Raw genomic sequence first — 14,567 nt, 5'->3', positions numbered from 1 at the left:
GGTAAATCCTGAGAATCTACCCCGTTCACGTGCCTGAGAGCAATATAATTTTATGTAGGGTGCCCGGTTATGATGTCAACTCCCTAGATTTAAGCATCTTAATCAACCCGTTTGTATAGTGAAAGTCTTTATCTATATTAATGTTAAAAAGCATCATCCCTCCCTTTAGTCCGTTATCAGGCTGCCATTTGCTCAACTGAATTGCCTCCCCTAACGAAGTGGCCTGATGATGACCAGGTTGTACGCCAAACAACAATTTCTTACTGCTCACCAGACCTGCATACAATTCAAATTGGCTAATCATTGTTTCTAGATCCCAGAAATACCCCATCAATGCCACATAATCAAACAATCCATTACATTGTTTCAATAATTGTTCATCTGCATAGTATTGGTAGGTGACATAACTCATCGTCTTCCCGGTTTTAGACCTGGGCCCAAAATATTTAGACAGTTGCCAAACTACTTCAATAAATGTCTCATTGGGAATATCTCCTCCCATTTCAGGGTCAATATCTATTCCATCCAATCCCCAGGTATTCACCACCAGATCGTAAACATCTGCTGCAAAAGCCGCAGGATCAGTAATGGTATTCCAGGATATTTGTGGATTGGGCGAGCTAATAATGGATGCCAAAACTTTAACCCCTCTGTTTTGCTGTATCCTTACCCCTGCCAGAATACTGGCCCAGGTCATTCCGTTACTGGTCAGATACAGGTGTTGCAATGTCTTTTGAGGATCCAGATTAATCAGGAACAGATTGATGACGTCAATTCCATTCGGGAGCTCTTCAATGATCATCTTTTGATTTGCGTAGCCTAGCCAATAAGTAACAAAAAGAGGATCAGGAGCTTTCATAAATCAATCAAGGGTTAAAAATGATATTTAAAGTTCATCAATTGATGATAACCAGATACGCGTTGGATTACCCGAAATCAAAAACAGGTATTTATACCCATATAAATAACATGAGCGTAACAAATATAAATACAGCGCAAATAATCAATCCACTCAACAAAAAATGTTTATTTTAGATTAACCAATTAAAAGAATGCCATTCGATTTACAAATCAAATAATAACTTAAAATAACAACAAACATGGAACGTCACTCGTCTAAACACGACAAAAGTATCTTTGAGATCCCATTATCGGAAGCTCAGCAAATCACCCGGGCCTGGGCAGCGCGCGGCAACTTTATCAAATCTTATTTAATTGATGCACAGGAATTAAAAGACATGGTAGAAGAAAAAGGCGCGAGTTATGTACGTGTTTATTTTGGCTGGGACACAGAAATGGAAAAAGGAAGAGAGCAACGGTTAATTATGGTTCCGGCAGATATATATGGCCGTGATATGATCAATACTGAAGTTTCTCTGGCTGCGAACGCTAAAGAAGACAGCAACATATTTGACTTCACAATGCCTTGTCCGCCAACCTGTCCACCACCAGAGAGTCCATTAGCAGAATAAGTATGTTTTCTAAAATACTAAAAGTTGAATACCTCACTTTAATTTTTTCAATGGGCTTCATTTTTTGCCCATTGATACTTTCATTAAAGCATTTCCGATCCTATCCAAAAGAGTTAAAAGTGATTAGCATTCACTTAATACTAATTGCGGTTTTAGCCATTTACAGTGCTTCATTGTGGATCTCCAGCAAAAATAACCTGCCGGTTCTTCACATCTACACCATGATTGAATTCTCTACAATCATGTTATTTTATCAGATCGTTTTTAAAAATGCTATTGATAAGGTCTGGTTCATCGTACTCATTTCAGGATTTCTTGTCTTTTGTGTGATCAATGCATTCTTTATTCAAAAATGGCATATATTTAATACTTACCCGCGTACGCTTGAAAGCATCATTATTATCAGTACCTCTTTATTTTACTATTATAAAATAACCAAACAAACCTTGTACATACAAATTGAGAAAAGCGCTACATTCTGGATCAATACCGGTTTTTTCATTTATTTCTCGGGGAGTTTTCTCTTATTTATGCTTAGCAATTACATTTTGCCATTGAGTCTGAAGTTCAATATGATCGTCTGGCAATTACATGCTTTTCTCTCCTGTGTACTCTATTGTTTAATCTTTATAGGTTTATGGCAACGCAGGAAGGCTTAGACGTTTATTTTTTCATGTTTACCGGCATGCTCGTGATGTTCCTGCTTAGTGCTGCCGTTGTGGTTCTCTTTTTTGTATACCAGAAGAAATTCTATAACCAACAAGTACAATTAAAAGAAACCGAAGCAGATTACCAGCGGAAATTGACCCGAAATAACATTGAAAAGATAGAAGAAGAAAGGCGCAGGGTTGCAAAAGATCTCCATGATGAGGTAGGGAGTATTTTCTCTACGCTTGGAGTGAAGATCATACAATTTGAAAAAAAACACAATACTTCTTCCGGGAGTATTGAACTCATTAAAGAAAGTAAGCTTCTGGTCGATAAGGGAATCATGAGCGTCAGAAGAATTTCTCATAACATGATTCCGAATGAGCTGGAAATGTTCGGAATTGCGGCTGCAATAGAAGAATTGTGTTTCCAGTTTGAAGGCACGGATGGTTTAGAGGTAGATTTTGAGAGTCAGGGTCTCGATAAATGCGGTAATCAGGAAATAGAACTGGCCCTCTACCGCATTACGCAGGAATTGATCAGCAATACGGTCAAACATGCCGAAGCAAAACGGGTGGAGATTATGCTGGTCTGCAACAATGGTGAAGTCAGTTATGACTACCAGGATGATGGCATAGGGTTTGACCATGAACAGGTGCGCAGGGGGCTGGGAATGCACAACATTACAAACCGGGTAGAAATGAATGGTGGTACGCTGAGCTATCATACCGCTCAAAAAGGATTTGGAGTTTCCATTTACTTTCCCGTTAAAATTTAAGATATGAACAGATTGATAAGAATAGCAGTGACCGATGACCAGCTAATGTTCAGAGAATGCCTCGTGAATAACATCAAAAGCTTCGGCAATATGGAGGTGATGTTCGAAGCTGGAAATGGAATAGAATTGTTAAATGCCATGAACGACTGCGGTGAACTGAAACCAGATATCGTACTCATGGACCTGAACATGCCGGAAATGAACGGAATGGAAGCCACAAGGAAGCTAAAAACATCCTTCCCTGATGTGAGGGTAATCGTATTGTCAGTTCATGGGGAAGAAAAACACATCACCAGAATGATTCAACAGGGTGTAAACGGTTATATTGCGAAAAATTCTGAGCTAAGTGAGCTTAAAAATGCGATAGAAACCACCTTCCACAATGGTTTCTATTTTAATGAAATGGTATTAAAAACCCTGCAATCGGGTAAGTTGCTTAATAAAGCGAATGTCAGAGGCTTCGACGCCAGCTCCTCACTGACTCAACGGGAAAAAGAAATCCTCACCCTGATTTGTAAGGAATTCACCACTGCTGAAATTGCCGATCAACTCTCTATCAGCTTAAGAACAGTGGACGGGCACCGAAATAACCTATTGGTAAAAACCGGGGCTAAAAACGTCGCAGGCCTTGTTGTTTTTGCTTTTAAAAATAAGATTATTGACGCAGATCTATAGTCCCTGCTGTATTCTTCAGCTTTTGGGAAATATTTCTCAACTGATGTGAATGTCGCTGGCTATGATAAATAACAAAGTAAATTGCTTCCCATCGGGTAAAATAGCCATATCCAGGCAATTCAAATGCCATACAGGTTCTGTTCAGGTCTAAAGTGTTAATAACCACTGCAAACCTGGCTTTTATATCCTCCATGGCACTGAGCAAAACAGTTTTATTATAAATTACTGCTTTAGGCAGGATAAAGTCCGGCGACTGCATCTTAGTCGTGAAATCAAGAAAATCAGCTTTAATCGGCTCCACCTTCTGATCCACAGGACGGTCAGTTTCTTTATCCGGTCCATGCAATACCTCCAAAAATCCAGCATTTGACAGGTTCAGATGTCTGACTACCTGTGCAGCTGTCCAACTCCCCTCAAAAGGAACGTTGTTAATTTCTTCCTAGCTAAAGGAGGAAACCAATGCTGATAAAACAGTCATTGTTTCCTCCATTTCTTTAAATATCTTTTCCTTATCCATCTTTTATTTTTTTTCAGGTTCCATTGGATATCTCATCGCGTCGTAACCAAGCAATCTCCGCCAAAGGCCGATTTGTCCGATACAATAAGATTCCCTATGAATAATGAAGAAAACCCAATCGAAGAAGGTCATCTCTCCACCTGGCATTGGTACGCTACTGTCCAGTTTCTCCTGACTTACAGCTAATAATGCAGTCCGCAGTTTGGGAGAAATGTCTATCCAATTTTCTTTAAAACTGGCTAACGAAGGATAAGTCAACTGGTCCTGAACTCCTTTATGCCCTTCAAACAAAGCGTTAGCTTTTTGCTGCTCCTCAATATCCAAAGCGTTTGCCAAATCAAACCTTTCCTGTACAAGACTTCCGGTAAGCCAGGCCACATGATTTGCTTTAGTATTCAATCGGTTATGCGCGTCCTCCTCTGATATATTTTCGATTACATTAGAAAACAATGCCGTATGCAGGTCATACAACAAAATAAACCCTTCGATGAACGCTTTTTTATCTGTTTTTAGTGCTTCCATTTGGTTAGATTTTGAGATTCAAAAATTATTTGATTAACAATACCTAAGTTAATGCTAAATCAGGAGCTCAAGGGGTGTCGTAAATGTCAATCTTAGGGGGCATTCGAGACAAACGATTAGGTCACAAACTGACGCTAGACACAAACGATCAGCGACCTGCAGTGAAAATACGTGAGCAAGAATTAAAAACATATTTTTAAATATAATTCTGAATATAATTCTGATTTTATATAAATTTACAGAATGATAGTCGAAAATAGCATCAGTTTAGATAAGATTGACCTGGCCATTTTAAGGTTAATGCAGGAAAATTCAAGGATCTCTAATGTCCATATGGCGAAAGAACTGGAAATGGCACCCTCCGCAGTTTTGGAGCGGGTAAAAAAACTAGAGCAAAAAAATGTAATTACTCAATATACGGCAAGAATCAATCCTGTTGCTGTTGACCTGAAATTACTCGCCTTCATCTCTTTGAAAGCACCGCACAACATTGGTTGTATGGATACAGCAAATGAACTTTCGAAACTCAAAGAGGTTCAGGAAGTTCACATTATTGCCGGCGATGACTGTTATCTGGTCAAGGTCAGGACTACAGATTCGGCTTCGCTAATGGCCTTAATGCGCAATTCATTTAGCAAAATCCCAAATATACTTTCCATTCGAACCACGATTGTATTGGAAACAGTAAAAGAAGAACAACAATTGGTCATACCTGAAAAATAATCCATCCTATGGCACACCTAAATAAAACCGCCCCTCCCCTTCTGGTCTACCTGGCTTTCGCCACCGTTTATATCGTATGGGGTTCTACCTATTTTTTCATTCAGAAAGCCCTTGCAGGTTTCCCCCCGTTTATCCTGGGTACTTTTCGTTTCCTCGTTGCCGGAGCCTTACTGATGACGTGGTGCCGTTTCAAAGGAGAGCAAATCTTTGATAAGAAAAATATAAAATATGCAGCAATAAGCGGTTTTTTGATGCTTGGTATTGGAAATGGTATCGTCATTTGGGTAGAACAGTTTATTCCCAGTGGATTGGTTGCCATCATGGTCGCTTCCGCTGCCATCTGGTTTGTAATTCTGGATAAACCAAAATGGAAAGAAAACCTGAGCAGCAAATCTACCATAGCAGGCCTCATCATAGGTTTTATTGGAGTTATTCTATTATTTGGAGAACAGATCATGCATTCGCTGAATACCAGTCAAAGCAATATGCAGATTTTAGGAATGGCTTTATTGATGATTGGCCCGATTGCATGGGCTGGTGGATCTTTATTCTCCAAGTATAAATCCGATCCACAGAGTTCTGTAGCCGTGAATACTGCATGGCAAATGATTGCTGCAGGGATTGCTTTCCTGCCGGGCAGCTTTTTGAGTTCAGAATTCAAAGGTTTTCATTGGCAGAACATTCCCCTGGATGCCTGGCTATCGATCGGTTACCTGATCATCTTTGGCTCTATTGCAGCCTTTAGTGCTTATGTATGGTTACTAAGTGTCCGCCCTGCAACACAAGTGAGCACCTATGCCTATGTAAATCCTGTGGTTGCGGTATTGCTAAGTGTTTGTTTTACCAATGAAAAAGTGACCCTGATCCAGATTTTAGGGCTAATTGTCATTCTGGCAAGCGTACTCCTGATTAATCTGGCTAAATATAGAGCCAGTACCAAGCCCATTCCTGCCAGCCCGGAATTGCAGGTTTCCAAATCATAAGAGATGTACCATAAGCACCCTGTTCAGGACCTGATCCTGAACAGGGTTAAAAGACCAGGCTATCCCAGTTTTGTTACCTCTTCTATCTGGTAAGCTTTAATTCCATCAGCCATCTCCCATTGCAACTTAGCTCCTTTAACATAGCCAAGCATTGCTACGCCGATTGGGGATAAGATCGAAAGGGTCTTATGCTTATCTCTGGCTTTTCCCGGAGCCACCAGGGTATAGGTAAATTCATTTCCGGATTCCAGCTCCTTTACCCGGACACAGGTATCTACGGTCACCACATCTTCCGGCAATTCTTTTCTTAATACCTGTTTCGCATAGCGAAGTTCCAGCTTTAGTTTTTCTTCATTGAATTTGCTTAATTTTCTTCTTCTGATGTGATCTTTTAACAAGTCAAAAATTCCTGTTGATAAAATAATGGGGGTATTGTCTATCTTTAATGAAGTCGTATTCATATAGTTATGGATTAAATTGGTCAAATAATTTGATAAATTCTGCTGCCCCAGTCTGAAACTCAACTGGGGCCAAATCATCAAAATCCCGGCTCCTCCTGATTAATTTCTCCATCTTTCTTAAGGATTTATCTTCGATTTCATCAACAGCAATCGCATTTCCATCAGCAACACAAAAAAGACAATAGAAAAGCCAATCCATATTGGTTTTAACAATAAGATTGCAAGCAATAAAACGCATAGGTTCAGCAAAGAAACCAGCATAAGCACAAGCCCAAAAAGGGATGCCATGTCCAATTTTTTCATGATAGAAAAATTAAAAGATAAAAGAAAAAGGAATTAAGGTAACCATCCCCAAACCTTTAGAAAGGCCGGGGCTTAATTAATAAAGTCCTTGCTGCTTTTAAGAAAAGAATCTCCCAGGCGGTATTGCAGGGAGAGAAAACGGCAGAACATAGCGGTTGCTGTCCGCAATTGCGTAGCAAACTGATCGTTGTATGTTTTATTTAACTGCCTTATAGAATTCATTGAGACAAAGATAGCCCAAATGCCCGGATATAAAAAATGTTGTCTTAGGTTGGCTGAATATACTCGATCTCTTTATCAAGAAATGCGGCGAATTTTAAGGCTGCGTTCTTTGTTAAATCTAAAACCTCTTTAGACACATCGTCAAAAAATTGCGACTCAAAATAAACCTTATTTTTCTTTATGGTTCGCTTCCATATCCCTTTCACCTTTCCTCCGACTACAATGACCGGATGAAAAATCCCATTATTGGTAAATGCTTTGGAGTGATGCCTCAAAGGGAATGCTGCAGTTCTATCTTTATAACTGATGAGAAACTCGTCAAAAGCCGGCAACAGATATACAGAAGAGGCTACAGGGGCAGATCTGGAAAAATTTTCAGGGAACCAGAATTCCTGATCTGCAATAGTCTCAGAAATAAAACCTGGCTTTATGATCTCCAGCGCCCTTTTTGCAGCAGTTATAGGCAAACCTGACCACCAGATAAAATCATTGAGACTCGCCGGACAATGACTTGAAAAATATTTAAACGCCAATTTAGCCAGCGCTTCATCCCTGCTGATCGAAGCCGGTCTCGACACCCGGTCGCAAAGGATCGCATAAGTTTGGCTTTTATCTTTTTTTATACCGCTGCATAAAATACCATCCAATTCGGCCAGAAAAATAAGGTGAGACCAACAGTCCTTACCGCCGCCCACCTTATTTTGTTCCATTTCAAAATACAATTCCTCGCGGGTCAAATATTTGTGGCTTATAAATGCAGATTCAATAACCTGATTACTTTTCAGGCAGAGCTCGGAGCTTATTCCCAATTGTTTAAGTCTTGAGCTTGACTTCGTCCTAACCTGTGCTGCTGTGAGTTCCAATATCCACCAGATATCATCGGTAGAGACCAAATGCCAGGTTGGCCGGAGCAAGTGTGTTCTCAGAATCGCTCCACGATCAATTTCTTCCTGAATTAATTTTTCCGTACTACCAGGAAGCCTCAGTCCGATTCCCCAGGTCGCCATTGCATAATCCTGAGCCTGCATCGCTCCCATCCAGGAAACCAGGTCTTTTCCCTCTTTAAAGGTACTTGCTTCGATCTGCTGATTGACCAGCCTAATATTGGAAACATCCTCCAGGGTCATCGTATTAATCTTTCGATTTTACATATTTCTCAATGATCTCTCTGTCCACCCCAATTTTTTCATCTTTTTCCATTCCTCGCTGGATCAGGGTATCCTTTTTTAAAGTTACCGTAAACGTGAAAGTCTTATTTTCCCATTCTCTGTAATTACAATATTCCAGGTGTTCTGTATATTGATTCCCTTTTAACGTATACTTCCCTCCTCCGGCCACAAAGATTGGAGTACCTTCTTTCCCCATTTTAAGATCGTGGTTCAGGAAAGCAAAATGAGTATCATTGATGATCTTAATTTGCCTTTGTCCTTTTCTATAGTCTGTAAAGGTCGTATCCCCTTTCTGAATGGTCACACCTGAGACCAGTTCCCATGTCCCTTTAATCGGTACTTCCTTAATTACAGGGTGTGAATTGTTCCCATATTTTAAGACCGGAACCAAGGCAGTAGTTAACAAAAGAGCGCCAATTTTTAAATTCATTTTCGTTGATTTATTGACTTTAACAATTAAAGTCTCACTAAAATATTAAAAATACCTTTTAAGTATAACATTAATTTTCATTATAATCCCTGGTACACGAATCCCCTGTCTTTATGTTTGTATTTCTTCAGTACCATCGGGCCAGGCCCCATCAAATAATCATTCAGAACCTGGGCTACAAAATCGGCTTTAATGAGTAGTCCACCACGTTTACGACATTCACGGAAGATGTCAAACGGAGATCTTTCCACGCCTTCAAAGTACCGTTCGCTGAGCAATCCTGCAAGCTCTGTCTGAGCGAGCTTCAGCAAAGCCGATTTTTCATGTTCCGTATACTTTTTAAAAGGATCCTCTTCATTAATCATGTATAACAATTCAATAGAATCATCCTCACGTAATCCAAATACTTCATATTGAATGTAATCCCCTTTTATCATCTGTCTGGACAGCAACCGAACTTCATTGGGCTTTCCTTTTACACTCCTAAAGAACTCGGCAGGCCTGCAATCAAAAATTTTAGACATTACCGACACATCACCCAACCACAGTTCTTTATTGGATTTAAAGACCTCCCGTTCTTCTATAAAACTGCTCCCTCTGCCGATTAAAAAGGAAAGTTCCTCCTGAGAAAGACCGGAGGCAATTCTTTTCATCTGAATGAAGTAAATCAGGTCAAAGGTGGTAAAACTAATTTTTAATCCTTTTTCTTTTCTTTTAGCGATAATTGTCATATGTTTCGTTTTAATTAACCAAAAGTAGAAACAATACCTCAATTAATTCAATTACACACCGTTGTAATTAACAATTATCAGGGTTGTATTATACAATTAGTTACTCAAACAACACAAAAACTTAAAAATTAGTACTATGACTGAGAGACCTCATTTGGGAAGAAACGTAAGCCGCATTCGCACAGCTCGTGAAATGAAACAAGAAACATTAGCCAAGGCATTGGGAATAAGCCAACAGGCGGTATCAAGAATGGAGCAGAGGGCTGTTATCAAAGAAGATTCACTTGCAAAAATTGCCGAAATCCTGGATGTGCCATTGGCCACTATAAAAGCCTGCAATCAGAAATTCATCATTTCCAATATCATTACCGATCAAAAAAATCAGTACACCTTTCTAGCCATGATCATCCGATCGATCAAAAGGTTATTCTGGCTACATCACGACAAATAACAGCAGTTCCTTCGATGAGCAGACCAGCTGCCAGTAACAGCTTTATCAGTCGAAGGAGCTCAAAATAAATCAGGTTTACATGACTAATTTGCGTGTCAGCCTGAACTTCGCAAGTGTCCAGACTGCAGCAAAAGCAATAAGGAGGGTAAGCGTACAGGATACCAGGACGTTCAACGCCGGATGAAGGTCAAAATGAGCAGCCATATACCTGAAAATAACCCCAATAAAGAAATAATGAACCAGGAAAATCCCGAAAGAATAATGCGCGATAGTTTGGATCGTTTTAAGGAACAGTCCTTCTTTAAACTCCATACCCTCCACCAGTAAGAAGACACCAACTGCTTCCAAAAGGACATTTGGCGAGCAGTAGTACCATACCATTTCAATGTTTGGGATCGAGAAAGGAACACTGATCGTCAGGTAATAAGTAATTCCATATCCGGTTAAAAACAAAAATACACCTGTCCATCTTTTTGCTTTGTTGCTCCATCCCGGCAAATACGTATATAGGTAGTATCCCATTAATAAATATCCGATAAAACCAGACAGGTAGTAAAAAGAATGGAATTCATTCCAGTCACAAACCCCGAAGGCTAATCCGGTCAGAAACTTCAGATAAGGAATAAAAGTGGAAAAGATAAAAATTGCCAATACCAATTCCAGCTCTCTCTTTGTCGCTTTAACCACCCATGGAGATAGGATTGGAATGATCAAGTATAATCCAACCAACATGTATAAATACCAAAGGTGTGGAGCAGAATCGCCGAAGCTTAGGGGAAGTTTAGCGATCTCCATCAGCATCTTGTCCCAGGGCTTATGATTTAAGACCAATCCATCAAACAGCACGTACGCCATGCCCCAGAAAAGCAGGGCAGGAACAATCCGCATAAGGCGTTTTTTATAAAATTCCAAAGTGCCCAATTTAGCGGGTAATAGTAAAACTCCGGAGATCAATACAAACAAAGGAACAGCGAAACGATATAAAGAGCCAATATAAGTTCCCCATTCAAAATTAAAATTTCCATCCTGATTTAGAATAATGCAATCATTGGCATGCGCCACAATCACCATAAATACAGCGATCACTTTTAATAAATCAAGCCAGTTAATCTTTACCTTATTCGTCATCCTATCCATTTCCATTTTTACCAGACCTTCCATTTCTAACCTTTCTACACATTTGGGAGGATAAACCTAAACCATTTAACGCAGACTACCAAGGATTGCTCCACAATGTGAATATCTTGCCAAAAAAGCTTAATGATTAGCTATAAAGAGAGAACAATGAAAAAACAGGCTCCTTAACTTAGTAACCAACTAACCAGCAACTGTTAATCTCGTATGAACCACTTCAAAAAAATCCTTATCTGCAGCTTTTTATACTTCTTAACCGCTGGATTTTCATTTGCACAAGATATTGACAGATGGGACAAAGAAGCGAACGAAAAAGAAAATCCAAATGCAATTTGGTTTAAGAATGCGAAGTTTGGAATGTTTATTCACTGGGGGCTATATTCAAAGCTTGCGGGTGTATGGAAAGATAAAGATTACTATGGCAGCGGAGAATGGCTGATGAATCAGGCGAAGATTCCTGCATCCGAATATGCAAAGGTGGCTTCCAGCTTCAACCCTGTTAAATTCAACGCTCAGGAATGGGCAGACCTGGCTAAAGATGCTGGTATCCGCTACATGGTCATCACTGCAAAACACCATGAAGGATTTGCGATGTACGACTCGAAAGTCAGTGATTTCAATATTGTAAAAGCCTCTCCTTACGGAAAAGACCCAATGAAAGCACTTGCAGATGCCACCAGGAAGAAAGGCATCCAATTCGGCTTCTATTATTCTCAATTTTTAGATTGGCATGAACCTAACGGAGGTGGAAACAAATGGGATTTCAAAGAAGCCGATAAAGACTATTTAAAATATTATAAAGAAAAATCAATCCCGCAACTGAAGGAATTGCTAACCAATTACGGCAATCTGGGCATTGTTTGGTTTGACATGCCAGGTGGGTTAAACAAACAACAAACTCAGGAGCTCGTAGATGAGATGCATGCACTTCAACCGAAAAGTCTGTTCAGCAGCCGTGTTGGGCAAGGTCTGGGCGACTATAGAACCTTTGGAGATTCGGAAATCCCTGCGACTCCAATTAAGGGCGCCTGGGAATCCATATACACCCATAATGATTCCTGGGGATACATCAGCCATGATATGAATTTTAAATCACCTGAGGAGATCATTCACCTGCTCGCAAATGTCGCCTCAAAAGGCGGCAATCTTATGCTCAATGTAGGTCCGGATGGCGAGGGGAAAATCCCCTACTATTCAGAGAAATTTCTCAGGGCAACCGGCCTCTGGTTAAAAGCAAACGGAGAAAGCATTTACGAAAGTACTTACGGACTGATTCCCGCGCAACCCTGGGGTGTCACCACCTCTAAACCCGGAAAACTGTTTCTTCATGTTTTGAATCCACCTAAAGATGGAAAAATCGTTGTACCGGGCGTAAATAGCAGCATTACCAAAGTTTACCGCTTAACCGATAAAAAGGCATTAAAGTATGCGCTAAAAGGTCAAACATTAACCGTAGACATGCCGCTTTCTGCAGATCCGCATAATACCGTTATTGCTATCAGCTATACAGGTAGCTTAAATGACGGATATTTAAACAATATCCCTACCGTATCGCCTCAATACGACACCAATATGCTGGAAGTCGTTAATGCTAAGACGAGCGGTGCTGCAAAACAGGAAACCCTCACTTATAGTCATTATTTCGGTGATTGGAAACATACCCCTTGCATACTGAATATGGTTAAACCTGATGATCAGGTCGCATTTAAATTCAACATTACCGCAGCCGGCGATTATAAGGTATTATTAGAATATTCCTGCGCAGAGGAAAATGCAAAACAGGAAGGGATTATGGAATTTGAACACAAAGTCTACAAATTTCAAACCCTACGGACTTCAGAATTCAATTCAGGAAAACCATTGTTATTCATTAAACATCCTGTAGCGATCATTTCTGTACCCAAAGAAGGCCAATACACCATAAAACTAAGACCGGAAGCAAATGCAAAAGAACTCTTCAAGCTGAAGTCAATCATCTTACATCCTGTCTTATAGTTTTTTTTATAAAAAAAATACGGAAAAGGGTTAATCCTCTACAAAATCCAAGTCTTTATGGTGGGTTTCCGGAATCGTTTTAATACAATAAAATCCGATTGCAAAACAGATCAGTCCGACGATGCCTGCAGCATACAATTCCATCACCTGTGGTTTTAAAAAGGTATAAAATGTGGTCATTAAAACCACAGTGCCTCTTACCATATTTGGAATAGTGGTTGCTGCTGTGGCACGCACATTGGTACCGAATTGTTCCGCGCCAATCGTGACAAACATGGCCCAATATCCAATTCCGAAGCCAGTCCAAAGACACATCAGGTATAAACCTCTGGACGTTTCTATTCCCCCAAACAGAAACAATACCGTTCCTATAGCTGCGAATAACATCAGAAAGGCGACAGCCTTACGACGCGATTCCAGCCAATAACTCAACAAGCCACTTACCAAATCGCCGGCTGCAAGGCCCACATAACACCACATCACCGCTAAGCCTGGTTTTATCGCTTCAGTAATGTGCAATGCTTTTCCGATCTCATTACTAAATGTAGCCAGGATTCCGATTACAAACCAGGTAGGAAGGCCAACACCAATACATTTCAGGTATAAAATCAGTCTGCTTTTCTTAGTAAAAAATGAAAGAAAATTCCCTTTGCTCAACTGCTCTTTTGCTTTCATCGCATGAAACATCCCTGATTCAAACACACCAATCCTTAAAAACAACAACAGGATTCCCATTCCACCACCGATGAAATACGCATTTCTCCAGCTAAATAATTCAACCGTAAAATAGCCTACCACCGCTCCAAGTACACCTACCCCGGCCACCAGCGAAGTACCCAATGCCCTCAAGCGTTTTGGAAGACTCTCCGAAACCAGGGTGATTCCCGCGCCAAGTTCTCCTGCCAGACCAACTCCGGCAATGAAGCGCAAAATTTTATAAATAAAAACATCATGCACAAAACCGCAGGCAAAGTTCGCAATGGAATAGGTAATGATCGAACCAAAAAGCACGGAGAGTCGTCCTTTCTTATCTCCCAACACTCCCCAGAGCACACCGCCAAGTAACAAACCTGTCATTTGCCAGTTTAGGATACTTGCTCCTTCAATGGAACGGGCCGCTTCATCAAGGCCCAATTCCGTTAGACTGGGGATCCGCACAATTCCAAACAGAAGGAGATCATAGATGTCGACAAAATAGCCCAGGGAAGCTACAATCACAGGTGCACTCAGCAAATAGGCCAATGTACTTTTTTCTTTGGTTAGCGTGGTCATTTATAAAATGGGTTTAGGAATGGTATTCCATTTCTAAAATAGTGATTCCATTTTTATATGGTGCTAATCGCCCATATTTTT

The 14,567-nt window shown here is 40.3% G+C and carries 18 protein-coding genes; 8 read left to right on the top strand and 10 right to left on the bottom strand.

The features are described 5' to 3' along the window. Positions 1 to 67: 67 nt before the first annotated feature. Positions 68 to 859: a glycosyl hydrolase family 18 protein gene (locus AAFF35_RS03825; RefSeq protein WP_342331092.1), complete on the bottom strand. Its 792-nt coding sequence runs from the start codon at positions 857 to 859 to the stop codon at positions 68 to 70. Between the two features lie 241 nt (positions 860 to 1,100). Between AAFF35_RS03825 and AAFF35_RS03820 the strand changes: the two genes are divergently transcribed. The 4 genes from AAFF35_RS03820 (at position 1,101) to AAFF35_RS03805 (ending at position 3,573) form a co-directional block, all read left to right on the top strand. Beyond that, positions 1,101 to 1,472, top strand: a complete 372-nt coding sequence (locus tag AAFF35_RS03820; protein ID WP_342331091.1) for a hypothetical protein — start codon at positions 1,101 to 1,103, stop codon at positions 1,470 to 1,472. A gap of 119 nt (positions 1,473 to 1,591) precedes the next feature. Continuing rightward, positions 1,592 to 2,131, top strand: a complete 540-nt coding sequence (locus AAFF35_RS03815; RefSeq protein ID WP_342331090.1) for a hypothetical protein — start codon at positions 1,592 to 1,594, stop codon at positions 2,129 to 2,131. Then, on the top strand, positions 2,110 to 2,898 hold the full coding sequence (locus AAFF35_RS03810) for a sensor histidine kinase (RefSeq protein ID WP_342331089.1): 789 nt from the start codon (positions 2,110 to 2,112) through the stop codon (positions 2,896 to 2,898). The genes AAFF35_RS03815 and AAFF35_RS03810 overlap by 22 nt, the downstream gene beginning before the upstream one ends. Before the next feature lie 3 nt (positions 2,899 to 2,901). Beyond that, positions 2,902 to 3,573 (top strand): response regulator transcription factor, encoded by a 672-nt coding sequence (locus AAFF35_RS03805; protein ID WP_342331088.1) that lies wholly within the window; start codon positions 2,902 to 2,904, stop codon positions 3,571 to 3,573. Here AAFF35_RS03805 and AAFF35_RS03800 read toward each other — a convergent pair. After that, on the bottom strand, positions 3,554 to 3,952 hold the full coding sequence (locus tag AAFF35_RS03800) for a hypothetical protein (protein WP_342333353.1): 399 nt from the start codon (positions 3,950 to 3,952) through the stop codon (positions 3,554 to 3,556). The two genes, AAFF35_RS03805 and AAFF35_RS03800, sit on opposite strands and share 20 nt — an antisense overlap. A gap of 141 nt (positions 3,953 to 4,093) precedes the next feature. Next, positions 4,094 to 4,612 (bottom strand): DinB family protein, encoded by a 519-nt coding sequence (locus AAFF35_RS03795; RefSeq protein ID WP_342331087.1) that lies wholly within the window; start codon positions 4,610 to 4,612, stop codon positions 4,094 to 4,096. A gap of 243 nt (positions 4,613 to 4,855) precedes the next feature. On the opposite strand from AAFF35_RS03795, the gene AAFF35_RS03790 reads away from it, so the two are divergent. Then, positions 4,856 to 5,335, top strand: a complete 480-nt coding sequence (locus tag AAFF35_RS03790) for an Lrp/AsnC family transcriptional regulator (RefSeq protein ID WP_342331086.1) — start codon at positions 4,856 to 4,858, stop codon at positions 5,333 to 5,335. A gap of 8 nt (positions 5,336 to 5,343) precedes the next feature. Then, complete coding sequence (locus tag AAFF35_RS03785) at positions 5,344 to 6,318, top strand: EamA family transporter (protein WP_342331085.1); 975 nt, start codon at positions 5,344 to 5,346, stop codon at positions 6,316 to 6,318. A gap of 59 nt (positions 6,319 to 6,377) precedes the next feature. Here AAFF35_RS03785 and AAFF35_RS03780 read toward each other — a convergent pair whose 3' ends face one another. From AAFF35_RS03780 to AAFF35_RS03760, 5 genes are all read right to left on the bottom strand, one after another. Beyond that, positions 6,378 to 6,779, bottom strand: a complete 402-nt coding sequence (locus AAFF35_RS03780) for a GreA/GreB family elongation factor (protein ID WP_342331084.1) — start codon at positions 6,777 to 6,779, stop codon at positions 6,378 to 6,380. A gap of 4 nt (positions 6,780 to 6,783) precedes the next feature. Next, the gene (locus tag AAFF35_RS03775; RefSeq protein WP_342331083.1) at positions 6,784 to 7,017 is read right to left on the bottom strand and encodes a hypothetical protein; all 234 of its coding nucleotides are present in this window, start codon (positions 7,015 to 7,017) and stop codon (positions 6,784 to 6,786) included. 331 nt (positions 7,018 to 7,348) lie between these two features. After that, positions 7,349 to 8,431 (bottom strand): winged helix DNA-binding domain-containing protein, encoded by a 1,083-nt coding sequence (locus AAFF35_RS03770; protein ID WP_342331082.1) that lies wholly within the window; start codon positions 8,429 to 8,431, stop codon positions 7,349 to 7,351. Positions 8,432 to 8,435: 4 nt separating this feature from the next. Further along, entirely contained in the window at positions 8,436 to 8,903 is a 468-nt protein-coding gene (locus AAFF35_RS03765; protein WP_342331081.1) for a hypothetical protein, read from the bottom strand. A gap of 80 nt (positions 8,904 to 8,983) precedes the next feature. Next, positions 8,984 to 9,634 (bottom strand): hypothetical protein, encoded by a 651-nt coding sequence (locus tag AAFF35_RS03760; protein ID WP_342331080.1) that lies wholly within the window; start codon positions 9,632 to 9,634, stop codon positions 8,984 to 8,986. 136 nt (positions 9,635 to 9,770) lie between these two features. Between AAFF35_RS03760 and AAFF35_RS03755 the strand changes: the two genes are divergently transcribed. Beyond that, positions 9,771 to 10,085, top strand: a complete 315-nt coding sequence (locus AAFF35_RS03755) for a helix-turn-helix transcriptional regulator (RefSeq protein ID WP_342331079.1) — start codon at positions 9,771 to 9,773, stop codon at positions 10,083 to 10,085. A gap of 75 nt (positions 10,086 to 10,160) precedes the next feature. Here the strand turns inward: AAFF35_RS03755 and AAFF35_RS03750 are convergent, their stop codons facing one another. Next, positions 10,161 to 11,246, bottom strand: a complete 1,086-nt coding sequence (locus AAFF35_RS03750) for an acyltransferase (protein WP_342331078.1) — start codon at positions 11,244 to 11,246, stop codon at positions 10,161 to 10,163. 180 nt (positions 11,247 to 11,426) lie between these two features. Between AAFF35_RS03750 and AAFF35_RS03745 the strand changes: the two genes are divergently transcribed. Then, positions 11,427 to 13,214: an alpha-L-fucosidase gene (locus AAFF35_RS03745; RefSeq protein WP_342331077.1), complete on the top strand. Its 1,788-nt coding sequence runs from the start codon at positions 11,427 to 11,429 to the stop codon at positions 13,212 to 13,214. A gap of 30 nt (positions 13,215 to 13,244) precedes the next feature. Here AAFF35_RS03745 and AAFF35_RS03740 read toward each other — a convergent pair whose 3' ends face one another. Beyond that, a complete protein-coding gene (locus AAFF35_RS03740) occupies positions 13,245 to 14,486 on the bottom strand; it encodes an MFS transporter (RefSeq protein ID WP_342331076.1) in 1,242 nt (413 codons plus the stop codon). Between the last annotated feature and the right edge of the window lie 81 nt (positions 14,487 to 14,567).

Source organism: Pedobacter sp. FW305-3-2-15-E-R2A2 (assembly GCF_038446955.1).
In the GTDB taxonomy this organism is placed as follows: Bacteria; Bacteroidota; Bacteroidia; order Sphingobacteriales; family Sphingobacteriaceae; genus Pedobacter.
This window is presented reverse-complemented; position numbering and strand designations above follow the sequence as displayed.